The sequence below is a fragment of the Quyinboa sediminis genome, from assembly GCF_042219855.1.
GTDB lineage: Bacteria > Bacteroidota > Bacteroidia > Bacteroidales > UBA5342 > JBHJHP01.
The window spans coordinates 475,703-502,264 of sequence record NZ_JBHJHP010000003.1; the positions used below are offsets into that span (position 1 = coordinate 475,703).

Here is a 26,562-nt window from a genome sequence, read left to right on the forward strand (position 1 = left end):
TTAAACTAAAAATTCAGAGCTCTTATGTGACTACAAACATAAAAATATTTTTTAATCACAAACAGTAAACAAGTCAGATGTTTTGTACAATATTAAATTATTTTTTTTGAATAAACCAAATTGATTGGTATTTAGTGTGTTATGAATGAGTATGGTATGTTAATTAACAATATAAGAAATCCCTTCCATTTCATTCAGATTCTCCAGCAGATCATCAGTAACATTAATCCTTACACCACGGGAATGAAAGCTAACAACGTGATTATCTTCAGGGTTAACAATTCTGAAAGACAATAATACGCTTCCCTTATTATTATCGAAAAGATTGTAAAGCTCGTTGACATTGTCTTTGCTCACAGATGCCAGATCCATGTTGAGCGTCATTTTTTTAACCAGTTTTTCCCTGACTTCACTCAAAAGGTTGATCGATTTAATGCTGAAATCGTATTTTGTATTGTCCCATCGGCGCTGCTGGACCCTGCCTTTGATCATGATGATATAACCGACCTGGAAAAAGTTTTTAAATTTAATGTAATCCTCTCCAAAGAAGGCAAAGTCGAACGGACCATGGTAATCTTCTACGGTCAGTATGCCAAACAGTTTGCCGTTTCTGGTGGTTCCGGTTCTGAATTTGGTTACCATTCCTCCGGTAGTTATTTCTTTGCCTACCATTTCATCCATGTTATCGAGCATCGGCATCTGGATATTGAAGAAGTTTTCTATTTCAAACCTGTAGCTGTCCAGCGGGTGAGCAGAAAGGTAAATACCGATGACATCTTTTTCTTCGTTCAACTCATGAAGCTTCGACCAGGGATCACAGTCCGGGATATCCGGTTTTTTAATCTGTATTGATGAAGAGCCCATATCGCCGAAAAGAGAATTTTGCTGAGAGGATTTATCATTCTGGAAAATGTTCCCATATTTTATCATGCTCTCAATAAATGTGTTTTCATCATTTGGTGCCTGGGCAAAAAACTGAGCCCTGGTTTGCAGATTCAGATTATCAAAAGCACCTGATTTTGCAAGTGCTTCCCAGTTTTTTTTGTTGACAGAGGTCAGGTTAACCCGTTCTGCAAAATCAAAAATATCTTTATACTGCCCGTTAGCTTCCCTTTCATTAACGATGTCTGATACGGCATTTTGCCCGACACCTTTTATACCAACCATACCAAAAAGTACTTCGCCCTTGTCGTTAACCGCAAATTTATGGATCGATTCATTAACGTCCGGTCCCTTTACCACAAGACCCATTCTGCGGCACTCTTCCATAAAGGTCGTTATTTTGGTGATGTCGTTAAGGTTACGTGAAAGCACACCTGCCATAAACTCAGCCGGGTAATGGGCTTTCAGATAACCTGTCTGGTATGCAATGCGTGCATAACAAACAGAATGCGACTTGTTAAAGGCATAACTGGCAAAAGCTTCCCAGTCTTTCCAGATTTTTTCTATCAGGGTATCCGGTTTTTTATCTACCTGTTTGCATCCTTCAATAAAGGCAGGATTGGATTTGCAACCATCCATGAATTTCACCTTGAGGTTATCCATCATTGCCTTAATCTTTTTACCCATGGCTTTTCGTAAGGAGTCTGATTCACCCCGTGTAAACTGTCCCAAATGGCGGGACAGAAGCATCACCTGTTCCTGAAAGACTGTGATACCATAGGTTTCATCAAGATATTCCTCCATCATGGGATGGTCATATTCTACTTTTTTTCGGCCATGTTTTCTGTCGATATAGTCCGGAATATACTCCATTGGCCCCGGCCTGTACAGTGCATTCATGGCCACAAGGTCTTCAAATCTGTTGGGTTTAAGCGCCCTCAGGTGCTTTTTCATCCCGGGTGATTCAAACTGGAATATTGCTGTAGTTTCGCCACGGCTGAAGAGTTCAAAGGTTTTTTCGTCATCCTCAGGAATATGGTCAATATCTATCTCAATTCCCTTGGAGCGCTTAATATTATCAAGGGTTTCCTTAATGATTGAAAGCGTTTTCAGACCAAGAAAGTCCATCTTTAATAATCCGATCGATTCCACAAAACGCCCGTCATACTGCGTGGTAAGAAGCTGAGCTTCCTTGGCAGGCATCAGGGGTACGTGTTCATCCAGCGGATCACGGCCTATAAGGATTCCACAGGCATGTACACCGGTCTGACGAACAGAGCCTTCCAGTGTTTCAGCGAACTTCAGAGTTTGCGCGACCAGCGGATTATCTGAATCTTTTTCATTTTCAAGATCCGGTACCTCCTTAAAGGCTTTTTTTAGCGTGATTTTTGGGGTATCAGGCACCATTTTTGCCAGACGATCCGCTTCAGGAAGCGGTAATCGAAGAACGCGGGCCACATCACGGATAGCCAGTTTAGCCGCCATCGTACCGAAGGTACAGATGTGTGCGACTTTATCTTTGCCATATTTTTTAGTCACCCAGTCCAATACCAGCTGGCGACCGTCATCATCAAAGTCGATATCCACATCCGGCATTGAAATACGGTCAGGATTAAGAAACCGTTCAAACAGTAAATCGTATTTTATGGGATCAATATTGGTAATCCCTACACAGTAGGACACAGCCGCACCGGCTGCAGAGCCACGTCCCGGACCAACAAGAACACCCATTTCGCGGGCGGCATTAATAAAGTCCTGCACAATGAGAAAGTATCCCGGGAAACCCATTGTTTTGATGGTCTCAAGCTCGAAGTCGATGCGTTCTTTTTTTTCCGGTAAAGCATCGCCATATTTTTTTTCTGCACCAATATACGTCAGATGCGTCAGGTAATCTGCTTCCAGTTTTACACGGATTACTTTCTCATATCCTCCAAGACGGTCAAAAGCAGGCCCGAATTCCTCTTTTAACGTTTCCTCACTAAATCGGGTACGGTATTCTGCTTCTGTACCGAATTCTTCAGGGATTGGGAAGTAGGGCATAATCGGATCAGCATTCAGCTTATAAACTTCTACCTTCTCAGCAATTTCCTGCGTGTTCTGCAATGCCTCAGGAACATCGGCAAACAGTTTATTCATTTCTGCCGTGGTTTTCAGGTATTCCTGTTTGGTATATCGCATCCTGTTCTCATCGTTCAGATCTTTCCCTGTATTAAGGCAGATGAGCAGATCATGTGCATCAGCATCTTCAGCATTGATGAAGTGAACATCGTTGGTTGCTACCAGTTTTATATCGTATTTTTTTGCCAGTTCAATCAGGTGCTTATTTACCAGTACCTGGTTTTCGTAGACATCGGCCCGCAAGGCTGGATCATCCGTAATATGACGCTGAAGCTCCAGGTAATAGTCGTCTTTGAAGATTCCCTTAAACCAGCGAATGGTTTCTTCTGCCTCGTCCATTTTTCCTGCCATAATTTTCTGCGGTACCTCGCCACCTATACATGCTGTGGTTACAATCAGGCCTTCACTGTATTTTTCAAGCGTTGCCTTATCGATTCTGGGCCGATAGTAAAATCCTTCAATATTAGCAATGGATACCAGTTTCAGCAGGTTCCTGTATCCTTTTTCATTTTTGGCGATCAGGATAAGGTGATAATTTGATCTGTCCTTATCTTTCCGGTTGTTTACAACGTAAGTCTCTACGCCCAGCAGCGGTTTTATGCCCTCCCTGTTACAGAGATCATGAAATTCCTTAATACCGAACATATCCCCGTGATCGGTAAGTGCAAGCGATGTCATACCATCGTTTTTCGCTTTGGCGATGAGATTTCTGAGGCTCGCTGCCCCATCTAGAATGGAATATTGTGAGTGAACATGAAGATGCGTAAACGGTATCATTATAAAAAATTTTAGCAAATAAAATTAATGAAGTCAGCGGGGGATTCATGAATGATAAACAAAAAAAGTATCAACAAGTTTTGAAAGAATTTTTTACTTGAAATTTCGTTAATAAGTATTACAAAGTGTTTCAATTGATTAGAAATTGATTTTTTATTTTTGCAGCATATGTTTAAGAAGATGATACCGAAAAGAACCGTTCTGATTTCTGTTTTTCTTATGGCGATAATAGCCATGACAGCACAGACCCTTACCCGGGAAGATTATGTGGAAAAATTTGCTCCGATAGCCATCCGGGAAATGCAGAAATATGGCATTCCGGCCAGTATAACATTAGCTCAGGGCATTCTTGAGTCATCTAACGGGAACAGCTACCTTGCACGTGTAGCCAATAATCATTTCGGAATCAAATGTCACGACTGGACGGGACCATCGGTTCACCGGGATGATGATATGCGGAACGAGTGTTTCAGAAAGTATGAGGAGCCGGTGCATTCGTTTGAAGATCATTCCAAATTCCTGACATCAAGGGAACGCTACCGGTTCTTATTTGATCTGAAAGTAACCGATTATAAAGGATGGGCAAGAGGCTTGAAAAAAGCAGGATATGCCACTGATCCGCAGTATGCAAACCGCTTAATCAAAATTATTGAGGATAATGAACTGTTTTTGTATGACCGTGGTGTAAAAGTAGAGTTTACAGAAGATGAAGCAATCAGTGAGCGTAAAACAAGGAAAGCTGAACCGGTGGATAATTTTGTGATCAAACCCTTTACCTCGCACCAGGTATATTCCAATAATAAGGTGAATTATGTAAAAGTTCGGCCGGGGGACAGTTTTCAGAGTATATCTCAGGAATTCAATCTGCGTGACTGGGAACTTTATAAATATAATGATTTGCCTGAAGATGCTTTCTTAACGTCAGGACAGGTGGTTTATATTCAACCCAAACGGAACCGTTCAAAAAACTACGAATATCATGTGGCTAAAGAAACGGAAACCATGCGGGAAATTTCGCAGCGCTACGGCATTAAGTTGAAGCGACTTTACAAAAAGAATAACATGGACAAGGGGACCCAACCGCAAACGGGGCAACGGATTTATTTAAAGCACAATAAACCCTCTAATTAATTGTGGTTGTAAGCAAAAGAATAAAAGTTAGCATATTGGTCTGAAATACCGGTGCGGTACTTTTAAGGCTTAAATATATAATTTCTTCTTTGCGGATTTGTTTCGTTCAGGGAAATATTGCCGGCATCATCAATATAATATTTGTGGTATCCCAATTCTTTCAGAAGAGTATGGCTTTTATCATTCTGTCCGGACGAATTATCGGCTAAGATTTCAATTAACAGGTTTGGTTTATACTTTAACAGGGTCTTTTTCATACCTTCCAGGCAGTCGTATTCAAATCCTTCCACATCAATTTTTATCAGGTCAATTTTCGGAACCGGATGTGCCTGCAGATAGGTATCTAACGAAGTAACCTGAACATCTTCGGTAATCCCGTTATCAACCGGCATTGCTGTAACCATCCCTAAATTGTGCTCATTTTCATTGTAATATAACTTAATATGGTCTTCCTTTCTGCCGATCGCCATTTTTTCGCATGTTATATTAGTGAACCCGTTTAAACTTACGTTTTTAACCAATGCATCATGATTAAAGGGAAAAGGTTCAAAGCTGATCACTTTCCCCTGACTGCCTGTCAGTTTGGATGCGTAGAGGGTGTAAAGGCCGATATTTGCGCCAATATCAATAAAAACGGCTTCTTTAGTCAGAAAGTTATGGATTGACTTTAACTCGGCATTTTCATATTCTCCAAGAAAGTATATGTTTTCCTGAATCCAGTCATCTATGCGCAGGTTGAGCTTTATTCCATGGAAACGAATTGTACGTTCCACACCTCTGAACAGGTTTAACGGGTTGAAAATGCGTTTATGAATTCCAAAAAAACGTTTTTTGAAAAAGCGGTTTTGAAAAAGAAATCTGAATATACCGGCCAGAATAACTTTCATGAGTAACTGGTTTACTTAAGGATTATATATTGTTTTATCCGGAATTACCGGTGCTAATTTAGCATTTTCCAGTAAAATTGATGTACAATATCACTTTACAGGATTTCAGCGTTCATTCAATCCCTTACCTTCCAGAATTCCCGGGATGCATTTTTCAATTCGGATTTCCCTGGTTTTAGGTTGTTTCGCCTGGCTGAAGTAAATAAGGTAGCCTTTTTTCCGACCTGGGGTTAAATTATCGAATGCATCTTTAAAAAGAGGGTAGGTCAAGAACCGTTGTTGAAGCTCATCCGGAATAATGAAATCTTTTACAGGCCTGCGCTCAATTTTAAGACCTGATATTTCAATCTCAATAGCTTCCTGAATGTAGCTTCTGAGGACAGGTTCAAGTTCATTTATTCTGTCTGTTGTTGTAAATTTAATCAGCCGTCCTTCGTTTGAATTTTCGCCCGGTTTTTCAAGAATGTTTTCCTGATCATTCAGTAAGGCGCCCTTAAAAAAGCTAATGGCACAGTATTCCCTGAATGCACTTATTATTAGTATGTTTTTCTTGTTATAGGTGTAGCAGGGGACGCTCCATTTCAGTTCTTCCTTTAAACCACATTCAACCACTATATAGCGCAACAGGTTTAACTCGTTAGTCCACCGATGAACCTTGCATCTTGTTGTTCCTCCGAATTCACAACGCATACAGCCCTGACTCAGATACAGATCAATCTTTGGATTCATGCATAAAATTTATTTTTCATTATAACCTTTTCCAGCCATAATTTTCGGAATGCATTTTACTATTCGGGCTTCTCGTGTTGACGATTGTTTCGCCTGGTTGAAATAAAAGCAATAGGCCCTTTGCCGGCCTGCGGTAAGCGCCTCAAAAGCGGATTTAAGATCTGCCATTTCTTCGAACTTATGTTTTAACTCGTTAGGCAGTTCCGGATCTGCATTAAAAGGTTCCGGGACTTTTGCACCGGATTTCTCTATGTCAACGGCTTCAAAAATATATTGTTCCAGAATTGGTGTGAGCTTTATGATATCTTCCACTTCGCGGAACCGGACCTGACGACCTACCCTTGTATTTTCTCCTGTTTTGACCAGGATTTTATGTAGATCTTTAAGCAGAACGCCTTTAAAAAATAATAATGCACAGTAATCTTTGAAACCCTGAATAATGACTACATTACTACCCTGATAAGTATAACACGGTTTACCCCATTTCAGCTCTTCATTCAGTCCACAATCCAAACAAATAGTACGAAGAATTTCTGTTTGCTCCTGCCACTGCTGCTCCTGCATCAGGAACTGATCAACTTTTGGATTCATCTTTATTATTATGCATGTTGTTAATAATAACAGTCTGGCAATAGGTTGGGTTCAGGTTTTAATAACCAGATGCCTTGAAATTGGTATGGCACCATCTCTGAAATAAGTAATTGCAAAAACGCTGTTGTCCGGTTAAAGCTTCAGAGATTCATTGCTACACTTTGAATTACAAGTATTTGCTGGCTGTTGGGCTGGAGGATTGTCATTTTGAGCGTAGTAAAATGAAGCGAAGAATCTTTAAGTAATGTTGATTTTTAGCCGGACAACAATGATTACAAAAAAATAATGTTTTTCAGTTGTTATTAAGATCCGCATATCGGTTTGAGTTTCTCTTCTTTACCCTGTAAAACAATAAGAGTAAAATGCTTCCAGCTACCATTATGACCAGGGCAGTGTAGACGCCATATTCAGGATGCCCGGCGAATTTCTCATTAAAAAGGCCGAAAAACAGAGATAAGAGTTTTGTCGGAACATAAGATAAACTAATCAAAATAGCCAGGTATCTGGGATTACTGTATTTGGTAAGAACAGAATGAATAACCGGCGCAATATGTACTTCAGAGATACCCATCAGAACCAGGGATAGAAGAAATATTGAGACATGTTGCTCTTCTGCAACCTGAGGGATAAAAAAGTATAATCCCAGAGCAATTGTTCCGCTGATAAATCCGGTTAGAAGTTTAAAGAACTGACTGCTGTATAAAAATGTCCAGATTACAGACGCTATTAAACTTAAAATGATAATTATCCCGGTGGTCAGAAAGTCCCGGATCATAATGGAATTAAATAATGTTGAAATTTCATGAAATGAGTTTTGTATTTGAACTACGCGAAAAGTAGTAATCTGGTAAACACTCCAAAACAATCCAGCCAACAGTAAGGCAACCAGTATTTTTATGGAGCGTTCAACGAAAGAACCGAGTTTTATTTCTGTATATTCTTGTTTCTCCACTTTTGTGAAGAATGCAAAGATGACGGATGTTAACATGAGAATACCGGCTAAAACAAAACCTGTTATCCATCCGGTTGATTCTCCTGCAATTCCTACGATAAATGCTCCAATAGTTGCACCGGCATTAACGATGAAGTAAAATAATGTAAATCCTGAATCCAGTAGTTTTGGTTTAATCAGGTATGTTTTTCCAAAATTTGAGATTAAGTTTGGTTTGTACAAACCATTACCTGCAACCACCAGAAACAGTCCGGCATAAAGTCCTGTAATACCGGGAATACAAAGACTCAAAATACCGGCAGTCTGAATGAAACCTCCTGTAATTATTGCTTTTTTATTACCCAGAACCAGATCTCCAAGCAATGCGCCGATTAATTGAGAAATGATAAATGATCCGATGAACAGTCCATATATGCTTTGAATTTGGGTTTGGCTAAATCCAGGAAATTTATCAAAAATATACAAGATCAGAATTGCCCGAATCCCAAAATATGCAGTTCTTTCAAAGAAAATGGATAATCCGTAGAAAAGAGTCTCTTTACTGTGTGACTGGTTTTTAATTTTTTCCATTCGATTATGTTATACCGTGTTCTATTCCTGCAATACAGCTTTTATGGCCTCTGGAATCTCCGGGTTTGGTAATTCCTTGATATTCAGGATGGCAAAAGTGAAGTTGTCTGCCATTATCTCTTCCGGATGAATGATATACTGCGTGTTTTTGCCCACCTGTTCATAAAAACCATTTACCTGATTCAGCGTAAATATCACGGGTTTATTCTCCAAGTAAGCCGCCGATTTTATACTGTCACCCTGCAGTTTTAAAAAACCAATTCTCAGGTATTGAAAAAAATCACCACCGGAATAGGCCTGATTGGCGAAAAGAATCATCATACAATCCACGGATTGCCCGTCAACCTTAAGCGTAATGTAACTATCTGTTTGTGGTGCATCAGGATTTGTTATTCTGTAAGGTTTTATTACATCCGGGTAATCCTCTGAATTCATGAGTTTGAATCCGATAATTTTATACATTGCTTTTCTGAACTCCTGATTATTTCTGGTGAGTATGTGAAACAATTCATGAGTGATAATCCGTGTTAATTCGTTGTCATCCATTGTCATCACATCATCTTTCAATACGATGTAACTGGAACGCGTATATCCACCGGCTCCACCTTCTTCCCTGGCTGTCGTCTTTATAAATAATACCTCTTCAGGAAAGTCGAGTTTAAGGCCCTGTATTTTTATGTGATCCTCAATGTCTGCACATGCTGAGTTGATTTTCTCCTTCTCTTTATTTGTCCAGCTCCTGCACTGCTCTGAAATAAAACGGAAGAGTTCTTCTTTGGTACTGTTTTTCTTATGCATCCGGGCGTCGATGTCAAAAGTACTCCAGCTATTTGTGAATGCATCATCCTGAACTAAAAGTTCCTTTGCTTTTTCAACATCTGCAAATGCAATGACATGGGTTAATTTGTTTGCAAGAGCACTTGATTCAAAAGATATCATCAGGAAAAGTATAAATCCGGCCAGTTTATGTTTCATCTGTATTCAATTAATGCCTTGTTTTGCTTTATGATTTATCAGTCATAATTAAAGTTATTGATTTCGTACTTAAAAACTACTGCTGTTATCAGGCACAGGTTATTTCAGGAATTAAAAGTAAAAATATTTTTTGGTTTTCAGCGGGTTAAGGGTAGAATATAAAAAAAGATCCCTCTCATTGGGGCTGAGAGGGATCAGATTTTGGGTAATTACATAGAGAATTAACGCCTGTTTGAATGTAGAAAGGTTATGAATTTATATTAACTTCTTTTTCATTTAGTAAATAGATAATTACCATTGCCGGTATCAGACTCATTAGTATCAGTCTTAAAAACGACGTCTCATAGTTAAAATAAATGAGCACGCCTACAGTTGTGTAAAACAGAAGGCATCCGTTAATGGCTGTTGCCAGGTTGCCCCGTTTTCGGGTCATTATCTTAGCTGAAAAATGCGATAAAGCAGGAACTACAAAGAACCAAAACACTATCACTGAAAATAAATTCCAGCTTAAAACCGTTGAGTAGAGCAGAAACGCGCTCAACAACACTACCAACACAAATAGCACGGTTATTAATCTACGGGTTACTCGGGTTATCATAATTAGTGATTTACAGTTTCAATTAAGACACCCTTTTTTAAAAATCCCTTAGTCGAAAAAGTATTTTTTATACAAAATCTAAATAAAAATTACATTATTTGTGTAAGTTGTTGAATGCCAGCATACCCTGAAGTGAACAGAAAACAGAATAAACAGTAATAATGGAATAAAAGGATAGCCTTTCGATGAATAGTTCAAGGAATTTAAGATAACTATTAGCGTGTAAAAAGATGTTATCACTGTAAGAACCGGATAACAAATCAGGACCAAAAGAAATGTAGATGCTGAAGTCAGTTTACAATTATAGATTTATGCTTTAACTGCACTGAATGATCAGTATCATACAGAATAATACCGGGTGGTGCCAACAGGAGCCCATTCCTGCGCAAATACCCCCGTACTCAGAAGTAGTGCAAAGGTGAAAAGCTGAATTTGTCTTTTTATTGACATTGACCGGGAATTTAGGTTTAGCGTATGTTTTATTCTAAAAGCTCATTAATTTCATTCAGATGAAGCTGCATATGGCGTAAAAAGTCTGATATCATAATTCTTAATGATACTGTTTCATTTTCTTCACCGGAAATCCATACATTTTCAAGTTTGTTTGGATCAACTTGTTTAATAACGTGAATCAGATGGAGGTGAATATATTTCCATAACTGAACCAGGTTGAACCATTCTTCTTCCTGGTAGTTCTGTATGGCAATCCAGCGATCGTTATTACCATGTGTGGCATAGTTTGGAAATTCCAGGGGGTTTTCACGGTATTGGAGGTGTACAATTCGATGGGTGTTGTTGGATGCAGAATCAATCATGTGGCCAATGATCTGTTTAATCGTCCTGTTTTGGCAGTTTATTTTGTCATAAAGCAAGTCTACAGGAATCGTTGAAAGTTTTGTTTCCCATTCAGCGATGAGAGCCAGAATGCCATTTGTTACAGATTCAAATGCCGCAATCATAACTTCAATTTATTTTTTCTGTTGCAAGCCGTCTGATCCGTTTTGATTTATCATAAACCGAGATATGAAATAGAGTTGTTGGATCACTGATTCTTTCTGTTGCCAGGTAGCGTATTTCTTCCGATTTATCAAAAAATGCCACGTGTTTCAGGTAGGTGTCATTTTCTATTTTACTTACAGCAATCTTACGTATCTCCATATCTTTATCAAAGTAAGCTACATGTTTAAGGTAATCCTCGTTTGCCAGTTTTTGTACAGCCAGTTTTCTTATTGCAGGGTCCTTTTCAAAATATGCGATATGCTTTAAATACGTATCGTTTTGAACGTGTTTTAAAGCAGCCAGTCGGTTATCCGGATCCGGATTGAATACCGCAATCTGGTTAAGGTTGTTCCTGTTATTAATTTTTGAGAGGGCAAGTTTTTTAACCGTTTCACACTGATCGGCCATCATGACTTCCCGAAGAACAGATTCATCATGTATTTGGTCTACAGCTATTATGCGTACAATCGTATCCCTGTCTGAAATAGCGATCAGTTTTAAAATATGATTATCCTGTGTGTTTTGTGTAGCTACAATCCTGGTATTCAAAGGTTGCTGAAAAAACATTTTGCTGTTAAAACCGGATTTTTCAACACGCCCTTTTGTTTCGTCGAGGACCTTTACAATTGTATCTCTGTTTATGAAAACATGGTTGTAGAAATACGTTTGTTGCGTTGTTAATGAACTCGTTATTACATATCTGTCCGTACTCACAGATTCTGTTTTCTTCCGGTATGTAACTCTGATGCAGCTGCTAAGAATCAGGGTAATTAATGTAAGATAGAGTAAAATACTTTTCATCTTTCATGATTCAGGTTCAATCGTTAATGTGGTATTCAGGAATGTTCTTCATTTTTCTTTTTCAGTATCCACTTTGCAAAAGGTCGAGAATTACCAATCAGGACAAAACCAAAAGCATAGAGCAGCAGTAATCCGGTTTGTTGTATTAAGAAGTCTGTTGGATTGGTCATGTCGCCGAGCAGGTATCTTACCAAGGCTGCCGCAGCGGCTAAAAATGCAGGAAAACGAAAAATAATAATGATCAGTCCTGTAATTATAAGTGCAATGCTCAGCAATTCCTCATAGTTATCTCCCGGTTGCAGGTCTATCACGTCATCATTTTTAACAATGAGCCGGACAAATACAGCCGTTTTTATTACCAGGAAATAGCTGATCGCAGTCAGAACAGCAAAAGCCAGAATATAACCAATAAGTCCCCCCAGGCTTGCCATAAAATTGTTGCTTTGATAAAAAATCTGTGAGAAATTAATAATATCCTTAATCAGGAGAAGCGCCCCAATAAAAATCTTTATACCAAATATTTTTAGGGTCAGATCAATAACATCGGTCTTTTTCATAATAGGTAATTTAATTCACAGCAAGGTACAAAAAAAGATTACATCACCCAAATATACCACGTTGCATTGATGAATTTTTTACCCCTCCATCCTCGATAGCTATCGGGACTTCCCTAAAGTGGGAGGCTTTAAGTCCCCTTCAGGGGATTTAGGTGTAATTTTGCAAAAACTACTTACAATCCGTAAGTAAAGATAATTCTGAAATCACTTTTGGGACAGCCTCTTTCATATTAAATAATCTTCATTTCTACCAGCTTGTAGGCAGACCTCCGTCCACAACCAGCATGGCCTGAACCAATTTGGCATGATTGATAAGATCCGTTGCTGAGCTTACTTCAGAACGGTAGTTAATGCCCAGTGGCCAGAAGTGCGTATTGTCGCCATGCAGTTCCTGTCCTGTAAGTTGCTGACATAACGCCTTTGCTGCTGCCCCCTGCCATACACCGTTTATCATATTATTCCAGTAGGCATTGGAAGTGCCTGATCCAAAATAGTGTGCCATCTCATGCATGGTGGTTCCTACCCACATATATGATGTATTGGGACCATAACCAATACTTCCATGATAGTTGGCCTGGGCCGTTGGAATACCTGAACTGTAATACACGTGTATGTTAGCTTTAAATTCAGTATACCGGTTGTAATAGTAACAGGCGCTGTCCAGTGCTTCTTTTATCAGGGCATAATATTCAGGAAACTGGTTCTTGTCTATATCAAGTGTATAAGTTACATCACCCATCAGGGTCTGAATTTTTTTTGCTTCGCCATACGTTGTTCCCATGCAGTTGATGACATAAGGTCTAACATAATAGGTTGATCCTAAGACCAATCCCGTTGTTGAAGCATATAATTTACCTGCATTTGTTCCACTGCTGAACGTATTGTCATCGGTTGTAGGATTTTGATTCGTGCTGGACCAGCACAATCCACGCTCCAGTATTTCACATCCGCCATCGTTAATATTCAGTTCACAGATTATTTTATCCAGTTTGTATTCATAATCAGCTGATATCAGTTCTACAGCGGGAACTGTATAGCTTCCTTCAGAATAAGTCATGCTGTCAATTTCTGACATCCTTATTGTTCTGACGTCTCCATCTTTCAAATGAACCAGAATGTTATTATTCGACTGATCCACCTCAACGCTGTCAAGGTTGGAAAGTGCAAAACGCTGAACTGATTTATTGATTTTAAATATATTCATTGTCTTATTCTGTGCCATAACAGAACCAACCAACAGCAATAAGGAAAATAGTATTAAATGCCCTTTCTTCATCGTTTTGTAAATTTTGTAACGTAACTACCCGATTTAACTATATATACGCCTTCAGGTAGCTGATTAATATCAATTTTATGTTCTGATTCTGATGTAATCCGTCTCATCATTCGCTTACCACTTATGGAATAAATGTCCACTTGCTTTGATCCCGGACCGTCAACTGATACATATATAGTTTGGGTTGCCGGATTCGGATATACAGACATTGAGCCGTGTAGTATAGTTTTATCCGTTGCAGTAGCCCATTGTCTGAAAGTGATTTTCCGGATATCTGTATTTGCATATGTATCGGTTGATCCCGACGTAAAATCAAATATTGTAGAAGTTTCATCAGCCACAAAGTGGGTGACAGTGTTTAACTTCAGACTAATAACCGAATTGTCATTTTTAACGATTTCCAGATACCCGGCTTCGGGTTGTTCGTTATGAACCGTAGCTGTCGTTTCGGCTGTTTTACTTTCCTCAAGATTGGCATTATAAGCTTTTTCAAGCATAGCCAGACCGTCATTCACATGGAGTTCTGTCTCTGCTATTTCATTTTGATCCAGGGCTCTGCTATAAATTCTGAAATCATAAACCAGGGTATTTCTCAGGTAAACATCTGATGTGTAGCAGGAACGGCCAATCCAGTTATAAAGTGTACCGGCAAGACCCGGTTTCAGTAAGGTTGTTGAGGGCAGATTGGTGATTTTATCTTTTGCCACGGCAATACCGTCAATGTAAATTGTCGCGGTTGTTCCCTGTTGGGTAAACGTTACATTGTGCCAGTTTCCCTTTAATGCCTTCTTATTATAACCAACATCCTGATTGCCTGAAGATTCAGTATAATTCCCGGGTGTAATGCTCAGGCTCTGATCTTTAAGGCTACAGATGATATATCCGTTTATGTCTGACATCGCATCTGCTGTATTGGAGAGGTTCCATAAAAAGTTGCCGTTATTATCCAGCCCTGAATAGGAATCATCGATCCGGAAATAAGCCGATACGGTATAATTTGTTAAACGGCTTACTACCTTTCCCATACCAGACCCCATGTCGAAATAACCGTTGGATGAGCCAAGGTTCAGCACATTAAGAATACCGGTGGATTGCGTTCCTATGGTGACCACTTTAGCACTGTTTTTTAACGAACCGCTAAAGTTCTTTTCAGCAACATCTTTTACAACAGTACCGTCAAGGTTAGAGAAATCATATCTTACAACAAGGTCATTCACAAATTCAGTACCGGCTTTTGCAAGAACCGTTGCGCTGAAGGTTTTGGTTTTGGTGATGGATCCCAGCTTTACCGTTGCTGTCAGAACTACATCCGAATTAAAGAAGTCCGGTCGGATAACGGTACCATTCGAAGCTACTACAGATGGTTGTGATGAACTCCAGGATACCGTAACGCCCTGATCTCCAAGCGTTGTTGGTAAGGATATATTGTCTTTTAAAGCTGAAAGGTCACCCAGATCCAGCGCGTCATATTGTGCATACAGTTCATCCAGTCCGGTTAGCATCAATATTTCCTGATTATCCAGTGCACGGTTGTAAACCCTGATGTCATCGAATATCCCCTTAAATCCATTAACATCCTGTGCCCAGCGCGAAAATCCAAAATAGTTATCTGTGGTTGATCCCAGCCATGAACTGATATTATACGAAAGGTTGGATGTGGAGGCAACAACATTGCCGTTAAGATACATTGTCGCAGTTCCTTTTGAACCATTCCAGTTGTAGGTTACGGCTACATGTGCCCATGCCGACGTCGGGCATTTTTCGTTGGACATAATATTTATGGCGGTACCGGATGCCGGTCTGAACCTCAGGTTCATGTATCCGTCATTTGAGCCGTAACTTGGAATAAAGGCAATGAAATTGTTGCTGCCTTCTGTGCCTGTTCCCCAGTCAAAAAAACGGGTGGCATCCTGCCTTAAAAGCAGCTTTACCCATGTGGCAAAGGTGAAGGAGGTCATCCCGGCATTAATGTTATCTGGAGCTTCAATGTAATCACCGTTTTTATTACAGAATACCCCATTCCCGGTCTTTCCGGTATATACAACTGCACTGCCCTGCAATGTCCCATCATGGCCGTTACCTGAGTCATCTGTTACTGTTGCTCCTGTTATATTCTCAAATGTGTAATGTAATATCAGACCGTCATTAATATTTTGTGCTTCCACGTGTTGTTGAAACAGCAGGAAGACTGATAAAATAGAAATGCCGCTGATGAATTTTAAAAATAAGGGTTTGTATCTCATACCTTAATGTTAGTAAGTATTTCAAATCTTAGACCATGCGAAAATACAATTTAATAGAAGTTAACGATGTTATAAAATCGTCAGATTTTGCTGATTTTTCGATCTGTTGTTTTTTTAGTGGAACTGAACTGTTGATGGTGAAGCGTAGCAAAATTTTCTGGTCATCTTTATTTAGAATTTCAACTATGAGGCCTTTTCGTATCTTTGCAGCGCAAATTCAAACAGGTTAATTATGCATTTAAAACATTTACCAACCAGGCGCGTGCTACTGTTTAAGAAATGGAGCCGCAAAACATTTGCAGTTTACAATACACTGCACAAAGAGATCAAAATAGGCGTTTTAAGCGTAAGTGCGTTCGCTACCCTAGGCGCTCAGCAGACAGCGGCTCAAACCGATACCATTCGAACCAACGATAAGGTGGATTTGGAAGAAGTAGTGGTGAGTGCCGATGCCACACCCGAACTTCAGTCTGAAGTGGCCAGGGTGGTTACTGTAATTACTAAAGACGAGATTCAGGCGTCGCCGGTCAACAGCATTGCCGACCTGCTTGAATTTGCACTTAATGTAGACGTACGACAACGTGGAGTAAATGGTGTTCAGTCGGATATCAGTATTCGTGGCGGATCATACGACCAGGTAATGGTTTTGCTGAATGGTGTTAATATCTCCGATCCTCAGACCGGACATAACATGATGAACCTCCCTGTTGACCTTAGCCAGGTTGACCGGATTGAAGTACTTCAGGGCGCAGGAGCCCGGCATCTCGGGGCTAATGCTTTTAGTGGTGCGATCAATATTATTACCGGTTCATCTGAAAACAATAAGATACAGTTGTCCGGTTCAGCCGGTGAATACGGTTTTTATGACGGTAATCTGAGCATTGCATTCCACAATTCATTAACACATCATCAGATTTCGGCAGGCTTAACAGGAAGCAGTGGTTATATTGAAAATACCGATTTTAAGCGACAGAATATTTACTATAACGGCGGACTTGATCTGGACTTTGGTTCATTTGTATGGCAGGCGGGTTATACTGATAATGGTTTTGGTGCCAACAGCTTTTACACGCCCGTATACCCCGATCAGTATGAAGCGGTAAAAACAAACATTGCAAGTCTGGGATTTACGACCGGAACCCGGTTTAAAGTATCACCCACAGTTTATGTCCGGAATTCGAGGGACCGGTTTGAATTATTCAGAGACAAACCAGCGACTTATCCGTATAATTTTCACAAAAGTAATGTGTATGGTTCCAGGATTAATACCACCTACTACTGGGCATTGGGAAAAACGTCTCTGGGTGCGGAAATAAGGAATGAAAATTCGCTGAGCAACACACTTGGAAATATACCGGATACAGTTAAAGTGAACGGCTATGATGCCTTTTATTATAAATCGTATACTCGCACAAATTACAGTGCATATGCTGAACATCAGTTTAGTTCGGGACCCTTGTTTATGACTGCAGCGGTTATGGCGTTCGGATCGACCAGCCTGAACAGTGGTATCTCTTTTTACCCCGGATTGGATATCAGCTATGAGCTGCTTGACGGATTCAGAGTCAAGGGATCAGTAAACCGTTCCTTGCGCATGCCAACTTTCACCGACTTGTTCTATAACGGGCCTACCAATGTTGGAAATCCTGATCTGAAACCGGAAACAGCCTGGAGTTATGAAGGCGGGTTTAAATTTCATAAAAAAGGTATTGCATCTCATATTACGGCATTTTATCGACAGGGAACAAATCTGATTGACTGGGTTCAGTTGCCTGATAATGAAAAATATACCACCACCAACTATACTCAGCTGAATACCTTTGGTATTGAAACGTCAACACGACTGGATATAACAAAGATGAGAGATGCAGCTTGTTTTATAAGGAGAGTAGGCGTGAGTTATTCATACCTGAACTCTGATAAGGTGGAACAGGATTATGATTCCAGGTATGCACTTGATTATTTGAAACATAAATTTACCGTGACTCTGAATCATTCAGTAGTAAGTAAGATTTTTGCTGAATGGAATGCTTCGTGGCAGGACAGAGCAGGAACGTATCAGAAGTATCTTGGACGCGATCCGGAAACGAGTGATCTGCTGTATCAAACCACACCTTATGCTCCGTTCTGGATGGTTAGCGGAAAAGTATACTGGGAAAATGATCGGTTGAAACTGTTTGCGGAAGCCTCTAATATTTTTGATGTGAAATATATGGATGTAGCTAATGTTGTTCAGCCCGGAAGATGGGTGAAAGCTGGTGTTGTGTTCCGAATAAACTATTAAAGGGCTGCTTAGCGGGAGGCGATTTAATGACGCACTCCCGCTGGCAGCTTTATAGTTGTTAGTTAAATGATCTCTATACCTTTTTCCTTCAGCATTTCAAGTCCCTGTTCACCAAGCTTGTATTTCTGTATTTTTCCGCTGGCAGTCATTGGATAGCCTGATACAAAAAATACATATTTAGGTATTTTAAACCGTGCGATTTTTCCCCGGCAATAATCTGTTACATCACTTTCACTAAGCTGGCTGTTTTCATCCAGTATAATGAATGCCCCGACCTGTTCACCATACTTGGGGGAAGGGACACCGGCAACCTGAATATCCCTGATTCCTGGCATGCTATATAGAAACTCTTCGATTTCGCGGGGATAAATATTTTCACCTCCCCTGATGATCATATCTTTAATACGCCCGGTAATTTTGAAATAGCCTTCACCTGTTTTAAGACCCAAATCTCCGGAATGTAACCAACCATCTTTGTCAATTGCTTCTTTTGTCGCTGCTTCGTTGTTGTAATACCCCTTCATAATATTATATCCTCTACAGCAAACCTCACCCTGTTCATCTGCAGCACATTCATCTCCTGTCTCAGGATTTACAACTTTAACCTCAATTCCCGGCAATTCTTTGCCAACAGTCGAAACTCTGGCATCCAGGGGATCATCCGTCCTGGTCTGGGTCATTACAGGAGATGCTTCAGTTAAACCGTAGGCTATGGTTACTTCATCCATGTGCATCTTTTCAACCACTTTTTTCATTACGTCCATCGGGCAGGGTGATCCTGCCATAATTCCGGTACGCAAAGAAGTAAGATCAAACATATCGAACATGGGGTGGTTAAGTTCTGCGATAAACATGGTTGGAACACCGTAAAGGGCTGTACATTTTTCTTTTTGAACTGAGGCCAGCACCATTAAGGGATCAAACGATTCAATGATGGCGAGTGTACCACCATGCGACAATAAGGCAAGCACTCCAAGTACAATGCCGAAACAATGAAACAGGGGAACCGGGAGACAGAGGATTTCATCTTCTGTGAACTTTTGACATTCACCGATATAGTAACCATTATTGAGAATATTATGGTGCGTTAACATGACACCCTTGGGAAATCCTGTTGTTCCGGAGGTGTACTGCATGTTGATAACCTCTTGGCAATCCAGACTATTTTTGACAGCATTCAGCTCATCATCATTTACATGCTCTCCAAGTAAGAGTAATTCCGGTGTATTGTACATACCCCGGTGTTTTTCCTGTCCGATGAAAATAACATGTTCCAGAATGGGAAACTTTTTTGACTTCAGCTGACCGCGTTCCATCAGTTTCAGTTCAGGAATAAGTTCATTTACCATGCCGACATAGTCGCTGTCCCGCCATCCATCGATAAGGCACAAAGCTTTTAAATCAGCATTTTTAACCAGGTAATCCAGCTCATGTATTTTATAGCTTGTATTAATGGTCACTAATACAGAGCCTATTTTTGCCGTTGCAAATAAAAAGGTCAGCCAGTCCGGAACATTCGTTGCCCAAATGCCTACATGGTCACCTTTTTGTATTCCTAAGGTCAGTAGTCCCTTTGCCAGTTTGTTCACCCTGTCGTCGAACGCCTTATATGTAAACCGAAGATTACGGTCCGGATATATGATGAAGTCCTTGTCGGGTGTTTTTGTTACAATATTTTCCAGTGCTGTTCCAAGTGTGTGATCAAGCATGTTCATGACAATTGGTTAAAATGGTGCATATACTACTGCCAGCAGAATGGCCTGTTCGTTGTTCTCCGAGCTAACATGGTGTTTAACGATGGAGTCATAATAAATGGAATCTCCCTGATAAAGTACAAATGATTCCTTCCCGTAGCTAACCGATACACTTCCACTTAGAACATACAGAAACTCTTCACCCTCGTGTGATGAGGAAATAAATTCTTTTGATTCACTGGCGCTCAGATTGATTAAAAAAGGTTCCATGTGTCTGCCTGACTTATTTCCGGCAAGCGAAAAGAACTCCATCTCTTTTCTGGCGGAGGTGTTGTCATTGGAAAAGCTGATGGATTTGGTATGATCTTCTTTGCGGGATACCACAGGACCAATGCGGTCTTCATCATCAAGAAAGGTACCGAGACGAACACCCAGAACACGGGCAATCTTAATCAGCGGACTTAATGAGGGTAAAATCTCGTCATTTTCAATATGCTCAATCTGTTCAATGGACAAACCGGCTCTTTCTGCCAAATCTTCAATGCCAAGGCCTTTGATTTTTCTGATCTCGTTAATCTTTTCTCCAACGTTGTTCATCATGTCAAAATCGTTTTTGTGTTTTTAATGGGGACACCAAATGTAAATAAAAATCAAATTAAGTCGTTTTCCAATCTCCCGCTAATCTTCTGAAAAGCGGTAATTCAGAATCAATTTATATATCTTTGAGTTTTGATAATTATCCCAGAATGAGATATACCGGGCATAAAATATTTTTAAATGGTAAGTTAACCGATATTTCCAACGATCTTGATTTTTACATGAGCGGGAGGAATATTTACGAAGTGATCCGGATTATTGACGGAAAAATACTGTATTGGCAGGATCATCTTAACCGGTTGGAAAATTCACTGCAGACGGAACAGATCACGTTTCAACTTTCAGATTATGATTTTCCGGAGATGATCGCCATACTGATACATCAGAATATGATCAGGAATATGAACATCCGAATTGATGTTTTTATCACAGATTCTTTGCATGTGCTGGTTGGTTTTATTCCCTCGTTTTATCCTGATGTGGAAACCTACAACACAGGAGTGAAAACTGTAACGCTCAGATCTGTCAGACACGATCCGGCTGTAAAAGCGGTGCATCATGAACTGAGAATTAAAGTAGACAGGCTACTTAAAGATAAAACAGTATTTGAGGTTTTGCTGGTCAATGAGAAAGGACTTCTGACGGAAGGTAGCCGGACCAATCTTTTCTTTATTAAAGGAAGTGCAGTATTAACCGCAAAAGTTGAGGATGTACTTCCCGGCGTAACCCGAAATAAAGTGATAAAACTTTGCCGGTCACAGAACATTACAGTAAAGGAGTGTAATATTCGTCTGGATGATATACAGCAGTATGATGCCTGTTTTCTTACCGGAACATCTCCAAAGGTCATGCCGGTCAGCTCAGTAGATAATTTCACATTCAAGGTTCAGAACTCTGTTTTATTAAAAATAATGGATGCATACAACCTTTTGATGGATAGATCGTTATATAAAGTGGAGTAATTTTGGCATGGTTGTTGAATTATTTCAGGCGTACAGATTTAAAAGCATCTAATTTAATTGATGACATTGTTGTTTTAACAAAAAAGATTATTTTAGCGGCTCATAGATAGAAATAACTAAGTGTATAACAATTAAATATAGTTGAAAATGAAAAAGATTGGGGTAATATTAACATTTTTGGTCTTTTCGATTGCAATGTTTGCGCAGGATAGTGCAGCAGAACTAAAGAATGCCGGAAATGAAGCGTTGAGAAATAAAAATTATGCGGAAGCTGTTGCTAAGTATGAAGCCTATTTTGCAACAAACGAAGAAGGTGTAGCTGACGATAACATGACACTGTATAATCTTGCCAACAGTGCTTTGAAAGCTAAAGATTTTGCAAAGGCAGAGAAATATTTTAATCAGTGTGTGGCTAAAGATTATAAACCTGATCTTTCGTTGTATTACATTTCAAAGATTTATAGTGAAAAAGGTAACGAAGCCAAGGAAATTGAGACACTTGAGAAAGTTTTAACCAATTATCCAAACAGTAAATATTACTCAAAATTCCGCGATTATGTGGCGAAATACTATAATATTCAGGCACAGGATCCATATAACAAAGCGAATGAAATAGCAGTAACAGCTGCCGGTAGTGGTGATGCTGGTATCTATCTTTCAAAAATGAAGGATGCCCTGGTCCTTTGGGATAAAGCTAAAACAGGATTTGAGAAAACACTTGAAATCGATCCGAACAACACAATTGCCAAAAGTGCCATTTCAAATATGAATGATCAGATTAAGGCTTATGAAACCTATAAGGCAAGTTTGCCAAAAAAATAATCAGAAAATACTGGATATAAAAGAGGTGCAGAAATGCACCTCTTTTTTGTTTAAATCGTTTTCTTAATATTACTGAATATTGTAACTTCGCAGCCCAAATCAGAAATCAAAATGGCTAAAGCGTATATCATCAGATCGCTTCAGAATTTTCGCAGTTTATCCACAGAAAAGAAACTTTACATCATCAGTTTTATTGTCGGATTATTAAGTGGATTGGCTGCATTTATTTTAAAGACTACTGTACATTATACCCATCATCTTTTAATTGAAAACTTTTCTTCTGATAAGGGAAACTATATGTTACTGTTGTTTCCAATACTGGGTATAATACTAACGGTGTTCTTCATTAAAGTTTTCGTAAAGGATAATATTGGTCATGGTGTTTCAAAAATCCTTTACGCTATTTCCAATAAAAAAGGCCGTATTAAGCCACATAATTCCTGGTCATCTATCATCGCAAGTACGTTAACAATTGGATTTGGAGGATCTGTAGGAGCAGAGGCCCCGATCGTATTAACAGGTGCTTCCCTTGGATCTAATTTAGGCCGTTTTTTTAACCTGGATCATAAATCTCTGATCGTATTAATCGGATGTGGTTCAGCCGGCGCCATTGCCGGGATCTTTAAAGCTCCGATGGCCGGCATGGTTTTTACGCTTGAGGTACTGATGCTCGATCTGACGATGGCTTCTCTTATTCCGCTACTGATATCAGCTGTAACAGCAGCATCATTTGCCAACTTCCTTATGGGTGATGAGGTGTTGTTCAGTTTCGATCTGGTGGACAGTTTTGAGTTATGGACAATTCCATTTTTTATTTTTCTTGGTATATTTTCCGGTTTTATTTCACTCTACTTTTCACGAGGGGTAATGTTTATAGAATCATGGCTCGGGAAATTTAAATCACAGCAAAAACGTCTGCTTGTAGGAGGCATTATCCTGAGTGTAGTCATTTTCTTTTTCCCTTCGTTATATGGTGAGGGTTATACCACCATCCGCTCTTTACTTCACGGCGAGAGTGGTGATGTGTTGAATGGCAGTATCTTTCTGGGGATTGAAGGGAAGTTCTATCTGTTTGCACTGTATCTGTTACTGATAGTAACGTTTAAAGTGGTGGCAACCAGTGTGACTACCGGAGCCGGTGGTGTAGGTGGTATTTTTGCTCCATCACTTTTTTTAGGCGGTGTGGCCGGATTTACGTTTGCATTTATCTTTGGCCATTTTGGCATCTTACTACCCGAGAGCAATTTTACCCTGGTTGGAATGGCAGGTATGATGGCCGGTGTTATGCATGCTCCTTTGACGGCAATATTCCTTATTGCAGAAATAACTGATGGCTACGAGCTTTTTATCCCGTTGATGATAACCTCGTTGTTTTCGTATATTACCATTAAGTATTTTGAGTCACACAGCATTTATCACAAGCGTCTTGCTCAACGCGGACAGCTTTTAACGCATCATAAGGATAAAACGGTGCTAACCTTGATGAAGCTGAACAGTGTGGTTGAAACTGATTTTGAAAAAGCGTATCCTGACTGGACACTTGGGGACCTGATTAAAGTTATTTCTTCCTCTAAACGGAATATTTATCCGGTAGTGGATCGCGATCAGAAACTCGTTGGAATTGTATTGCTGGATGATATACGGAACATTATGTTTCGACCCGAAAAGTATGATGTGTTCAAGGTAAAGAAACTGATGATTGTACCACCTGCTGTCATCAGTATTAATCAGACAATGGAGGAGGTGATGAATACCTTTGAAAAAACCGGTGCATGGAATCTGCCGGTGGTGGATGATAATGGTGTATATATGGGATTTGTGTCTAAATCAAAAATCTTTAATGCCTACCGAAAGGTACTGGTTCACTTTTCCGATGAATAAAAAAAGCTGCACCTCACGATGCAGCCTTTTTGAAATATGAAAAAAACCCTTAATTAATTCGTTCTGTTGCCTCTTTGAGGTCTGTCTCCGTTCGGAGGTCCCTGTCTGTTAAATCTTTGTCTTCTTTCTTCCTGTATCTTGTCGTATTTAGTCTTTTGATCATCCGTTAAAAGAGCCTTGAATTCTTTGTCATATTCAGTCATCAGTTCACGGAATTTGCCACGTTGAGCCTGCCGCTCTTCCGGCGTGGTTGCCTGGTTGCGCATATCCGTCATCTTCTTGTCATACTTTTTGTTTAATTCCTTCGCTTTAGTAACCTGATCTTCAGTTAAAGACAGGTCCTTCGTAAGTTGTGTGAGGCGTTGTTCCTGACGTTCCGCATATGACATTCTTTGTCTTTGACCCTGCTGACCACCTTGTTGCTGGCCGCCACCATATTGAGCCATCGCTGTTGTTACAGAAAGAGATAACATGATCACAGCACTAAAAAATAATGTTAGCTTCTTCATTTTTTTTAATTTATTAATTTTACAATGTTTAGACATTAACACCGTCAATTTTATTCCATGGCGCTTAAAAATAATTTCGAAAAAACAAAAGGAATCATCTGGGACTGGAACGGTACATTACTGAACGATGTTGAATATTCCGTGGATTGTATCAATAAGTTGCTGAAAAAAAGAGGCATGAGACAGTTGTCGCAGGCGCAGTATAAACAGGTATTTACTTTTCCTGTCAGGGATTACTATGAATCTATAGGATTCGATTTCAATAAAGAAAACTGGGAAACGGTAGCCATGGAATTTATGAAGACTTACTGGATGAACATGAACAGCCTTAAGCTTTATGCTGATGCCATCGACGTACTACAGAACATGAAACGCAACGGTTTAAGGCAGTTTATTGTCTCAGCCATGGAACATGAAAAACTGAATCAGATGGTTCAGGGCTACAGCCTGGGATCTTATTTTGATGCGGTTCTGGGAATAAGTGATCATTTTGGTAACGGAAAAGCGCATTTGGGAAGTACTGTGCTTGACCGGAGTGGATTAAAACCAGATGAAGTGGTTTGGGTCGGAGATTCTTTTCATGATTATGAGGTTGCCGGGTCAATAGGTATACAAACGATATTTGTTTCCAGCGGCCACCAGAGCCGGGATGTGTTAAATGCTTCCGGTTGTAAGGTATTTGATAGCCTGTCTGATATCAGGTTAATCTGATTCAAAGTACCTGCCCTGCCAGGTATTTCTTTCCTTTAACCGTTTTTCAAGTTTATGGATGAACTCAAAATTCTTAAGCCCCCACATTCTGTTAACCAGTAGTTCTGTTGGTGATTGACTTATGAAACGTTCAACTACAAATTCAGGGTTCAGAAGTTCCAGAAAATCAATAGCCAGTTCAATATACTCTTCGGCTGAATAAAACCTGAACCACTCCGGGTGTTCTTTAAACTGAACAGCCATTCTGGTACCTTTTATAAGTTGCAGTTGGTGGAGTTTAATGGTATGCAACGGTAATTTCGATATACGCGTTGCATGATCCAGAATATCACGATGTGTTTCCCCCGGTAATCCAAGGATAAGATGGGCTCCGGTATGTATTCCGGCTTTTGCCGTAAGCGTTACAGCTGTAACGGAAGTATTATAGGAGTGACCGCGGTTAATGAATTCAAGTGTTTTATCCAGTGTGGATTCAATACCGTATTCAACGGTTATGTAATAGTCTTTCTGAAGGGTGTTAAAGTAATGCAGCAGCTCTTTCGACATACAGTCAGGCCGGGTACCGATGACCAGACCGATCACTTTGGGATGCCTGAGAGCCTCTTCATATTTGACGGCCAGTTTCTCTAAAGGTTCATAGGTGTTTGTATAGGCCTGAAAGTAAGCAAGGTATTTTTGAGTCTTGTATTTATGGTCAAAAAAACGGATGCCCTGTTCTATTTGTTCAGTGATCGATCGTTCTTCCGAGCAATATTCCGGATTAAAACTCTGGTTGTTACAGAAGGTACAACCACCGCGTCCAACAGTACCATCCCTGTTGGGACAGGTAAAGCCTGCATTGATGGATATTTTTTGTACCCGCTCTCCAAAATAGTTTCTGGAAAATGACGGATAATCATTATATCTTCTGTTTCTTTGCTGCTGATTATTCATGCGATGCAATGATACAAAAAATGTATTTGTCATGCGGTTCTTAACACAAATAAACATGACAACATTTTTCTAAATGTAGCGTA

At 39.8% G+C, this 26,562-nt stretch carries 22 protein-coding genes; 6 read left to right on the forward strand and 16 right to left on the reverse strand.

Features of this window, described 5'->3' with window-relative positions:
• Positions 1-159: 159 nt before the first annotated feature.
• Positions 160-3,777, reverse strand: coding sequence for a DNA polymerase III subunit alpha (gene dnaE / locus ACE1EF_RS09940; protein WP_375720504.1), 3,618 nt, complete (start codon positions 3,775-3,777; stop codon positions 160-162).
• 180 nt (positions 3,778-3,957) lie between these two features.
• Here dnaE and ACE1EF_RS09945 point away from each other — a divergent pair, with 180 nt between their 5' ends.
• Positions 3,958-4,908 carry a glucosaminidase domain-containing protein gene (locus ACE1EF_RS09945; RefSeq protein WP_375720505.1) on the forward strand — a complete coding sequence of 317 codons (951 nt, stop codon included), beginning with the start codon at positions 3,958-3,960 and terminating at the stop codon, positions 4,906-4,908.
• Between the two features lie 62 nt (positions 4,909-4,970).
• Here the strand turns inward: ACE1EF_RS09945 and ACE1EF_RS09950 are convergent, their stop codons facing one another.
• From ACE1EF_RS09950 to ACE1EF_RS10000, 11 genes are all read right to left on the reverse strand, one after another.
• Positions 4,971-5,795 carry an FkbM family methyltransferase gene (locus tag ACE1EF_RS09950; RefSeq protein WP_375720506.1) on the reverse strand — a complete coding sequence of 275 codons (825 nt, stop codon included), beginning with the start codon at positions 5,793-5,795 and terminating at the stop codon, positions 4,971-4,973.
• A gap of 105 nt (positions 5,796-5,900) precedes the next feature.
• On the reverse strand, positions 5,901-6,524 hold the full coding sequence (locus ACE1EF_RS09955) for a YdeI/OmpD-associated family protein (RefSeq protein ID WP_375720507.1): 624 nt from the start codon (positions 6,522-6,524) through the stop codon (positions 5,901-5,903).
• 9 nt (positions 6,525-6,533) lie between these two features.
• Positions 6,534-7,115: a YdeI/OmpD-associated family protein gene (locus ACE1EF_RS09960; RefSeq protein ID WP_375720508.1), complete on the reverse strand. Its 582-nt coding sequence runs from the start codon at positions 7,113-7,115 to the stop codon at positions 6,534-6,536.
• A gap of 292 nt (positions 7,116-7,407) precedes the next feature.
• Entirely contained in the window at positions 7,408-8,637 is a 1,230-nt protein-coding gene (locus ACE1EF_RS09965) for an MFS transporter (protein ID WP_375720509.1), read from the reverse strand.
• A gap of 21 nt (positions 8,638-8,658) precedes the next feature.
• Positions 8,659-9,612, reverse strand: a complete 954-nt coding sequence (locus ACE1EF_RS09970; RefSeq protein ID WP_375720510.1) for a hypothetical protein — start codon at positions 9,610-9,612, stop codon at positions 8,659-8,661.
• A gap of 247 nt (positions 9,613-9,859) precedes the next feature.
• A complete protein-coding gene (locus ACE1EF_RS09975; protein WP_375720511.1) occupies positions 9,860-10,210 on the reverse strand; it encodes a hypothetical protein in 351 nt (116 codons plus the stop codon).
• Positions 10,211-10,689: 479 nt separating this feature from the next.
• Positions 10,690-11,169 (reverse strand): hypothetical protein, encoded by a 480-nt coding sequence (locus ACE1EF_RS09980; RefSeq protein ID WP_375720512.1) that lies wholly within the window; start codon positions 11,167-11,169, stop codon positions 10,690-10,692.
• Between the two features lie 4 nt (positions 11,170-11,173).
• Complete coding sequence (locus ACE1EF_RS09985) at positions 11,174-12,010, reverse strand: hypothetical protein (RefSeq protein ID WP_375720513.1); 837 nt, start codon at positions 12,008-12,010, stop codon at positions 11,174-11,176.
• A 35-nt stretch (positions 12,011-12,045) separates the two neighbouring features.
• A complete protein-coding gene (locus ACE1EF_RS09990) occupies positions 12,046-12,567 on the reverse strand; it encodes a hypothetical protein (protein WP_375720514.1) in 522 nt (173 codons plus the stop codon).
• A gap of 247 nt (positions 12,568-12,814) precedes the next feature.
• Positions 12,815-13,843 (reverse strand): hypothetical protein, encoded by a 1,029-nt coding sequence (locus tag ACE1EF_RS09995; RefSeq protein ID WP_375720515.1) that lies wholly within the window; start codon positions 13,841-13,843, stop codon positions 12,815-12,817.
• Positions 13,840-16,086: a LamG-like jellyroll fold domain-containing protein gene (locus ACE1EF_RS10000; protein ID WP_375720516.1), complete on the reverse strand. Its 2,247-nt coding sequence runs from the start codon at positions 16,084-16,086 to the stop codon at positions 13,840-13,842. The genes ACE1EF_RS09995 and ACE1EF_RS10000 overlap by 4 nt, the downstream gene beginning before the upstream one ends.
• A gap of 232 nt (positions 16,087-16,318) precedes the next feature.
• On the opposite strand from ACE1EF_RS10000, the gene ACE1EF_RS10005 reads away from it, so the two are divergent.
• Positions 16,319-18,370 carry a TonB-dependent receptor plug domain-containing protein gene (locus tag ACE1EF_RS10005; RefSeq protein ID WP_375720517.1) on the forward strand — a complete coding sequence of 684 codons (2,052 nt, stop codon included), beginning with the start codon at positions 16,319-16,321 and terminating at the stop codon, positions 18,368-18,370.
• A 62-nt stretch (positions 18,371-18,432) separates the two neighbouring features.
• On the opposite strand, the gene ACE1EF_RS10010 is transcribed toward ACE1EF_RS10005, so the two are convergent.
• Both ACE1EF_RS10010 and ACE1EF_RS10015 read right to left on the reverse strand, forming a co-directional pair.
• Positions 18,433-20,079, reverse strand: coding sequence for an AMP-binding protein (locus ACE1EF_RS10010; RefSeq protein WP_375720518.1), 1,647 nt, complete (start codon positions 20,077-20,079; stop codon positions 18,433-18,435).
• A gap of 15 nt (positions 20,080-20,094) precedes the next feature.
• Positions 20,095-20,664, reverse strand: coding sequence for a helix-turn-helix domain-containing protein (locus ACE1EF_RS10015; RefSeq protein ID WP_375720519.1), 570 nt, complete (start codon positions 20,662-20,664; stop codon positions 20,095-20,097).
• A 146-nt stretch (positions 20,665-20,810) separates the two neighbouring features.
• Here ACE1EF_RS10015 and ACE1EF_RS10020 point away from each other — a divergent pair, with 146 nt between their 5' ends.
• The 3 genes from ACE1EF_RS10020 to ACE1EF_RS10030 all read left to right on the forward strand — a co-directional run bounded on the left by ACE1EF_RS10020 (position 20,811) and on the right by ACE1EF_RS10030 (position 24,326).
• Complete coding sequence (locus tag ACE1EF_RS10020) at positions 20,811-21,623, forward strand: aminotransferase class IV (RefSeq protein WP_375720520.1); 813 nt, start codon at positions 20,811-20,813, stop codon at positions 21,621-21,623.
• Between the two features lie 147 nt (positions 21,624-21,770).
• Positions 21,771-22,445, forward strand: a complete 675-nt coding sequence (locus ACE1EF_RS10025; protein WP_375720521.1) for a tetratricopeptide repeat protein — start codon at positions 21,771-21,773, stop codon at positions 22,443-22,445.
• A gap of 111 nt (positions 22,446-22,556) precedes the next feature.
• A complete protein-coding gene (locus ACE1EF_RS10030) occupies positions 22,557-24,326 on the forward strand; it encodes a chloride channel protein (protein ID WP_375720522.1) in 1,770 nt (589 codons plus the stop codon).
• 53 nt (positions 24,327-24,379) lie between these two features.
• Here the strand turns inward: ACE1EF_RS10030 and ACE1EF_RS10035 are convergent, their stop codons facing one another.
• Positions 24,380-24,835 carry a Spy/CpxP family protein refolding chaperone gene (locus ACE1EF_RS10035; protein ID WP_375720523.1) on the reverse strand — a complete coding sequence of 152 codons (456 nt, stop codon included), beginning with the start codon at positions 24,833-24,835 and terminating at the stop codon, positions 24,380-24,382.
• Positions 24,836-24,892: 57 nt separating this feature from the next.
• On the opposite strand from ACE1EF_RS10035, the gene ACE1EF_RS10040 reads away from it, so the two are divergent.
• Entirely contained in the window at positions 24,893-25,546 is a 654-nt protein-coding gene (locus ACE1EF_RS10040; RefSeq protein WP_375720524.1) for an HAD family hydrolase, read from the forward strand.
• Here ACE1EF_RS10040 and mnmL read toward each other — a convergent pair.
• On the reverse strand, positions 25,538-26,536 hold the full coding sequence (gene mnmL, locus ACE1EF_RS10045; RefSeq protein WP_375720525.1) for a tRNA modification radical SAM protein MnmL/YtqA: 999 nt from the start codon (positions 26,534-26,536) through the stop codon (positions 25,538-25,540). The two genes, ACE1EF_RS10040 and mnmL, sit on opposite strands and share 9 nt — an antisense overlap.
• Between the last annotated feature and the right edge of the window lie 26 nt (positions 26,537-26,562).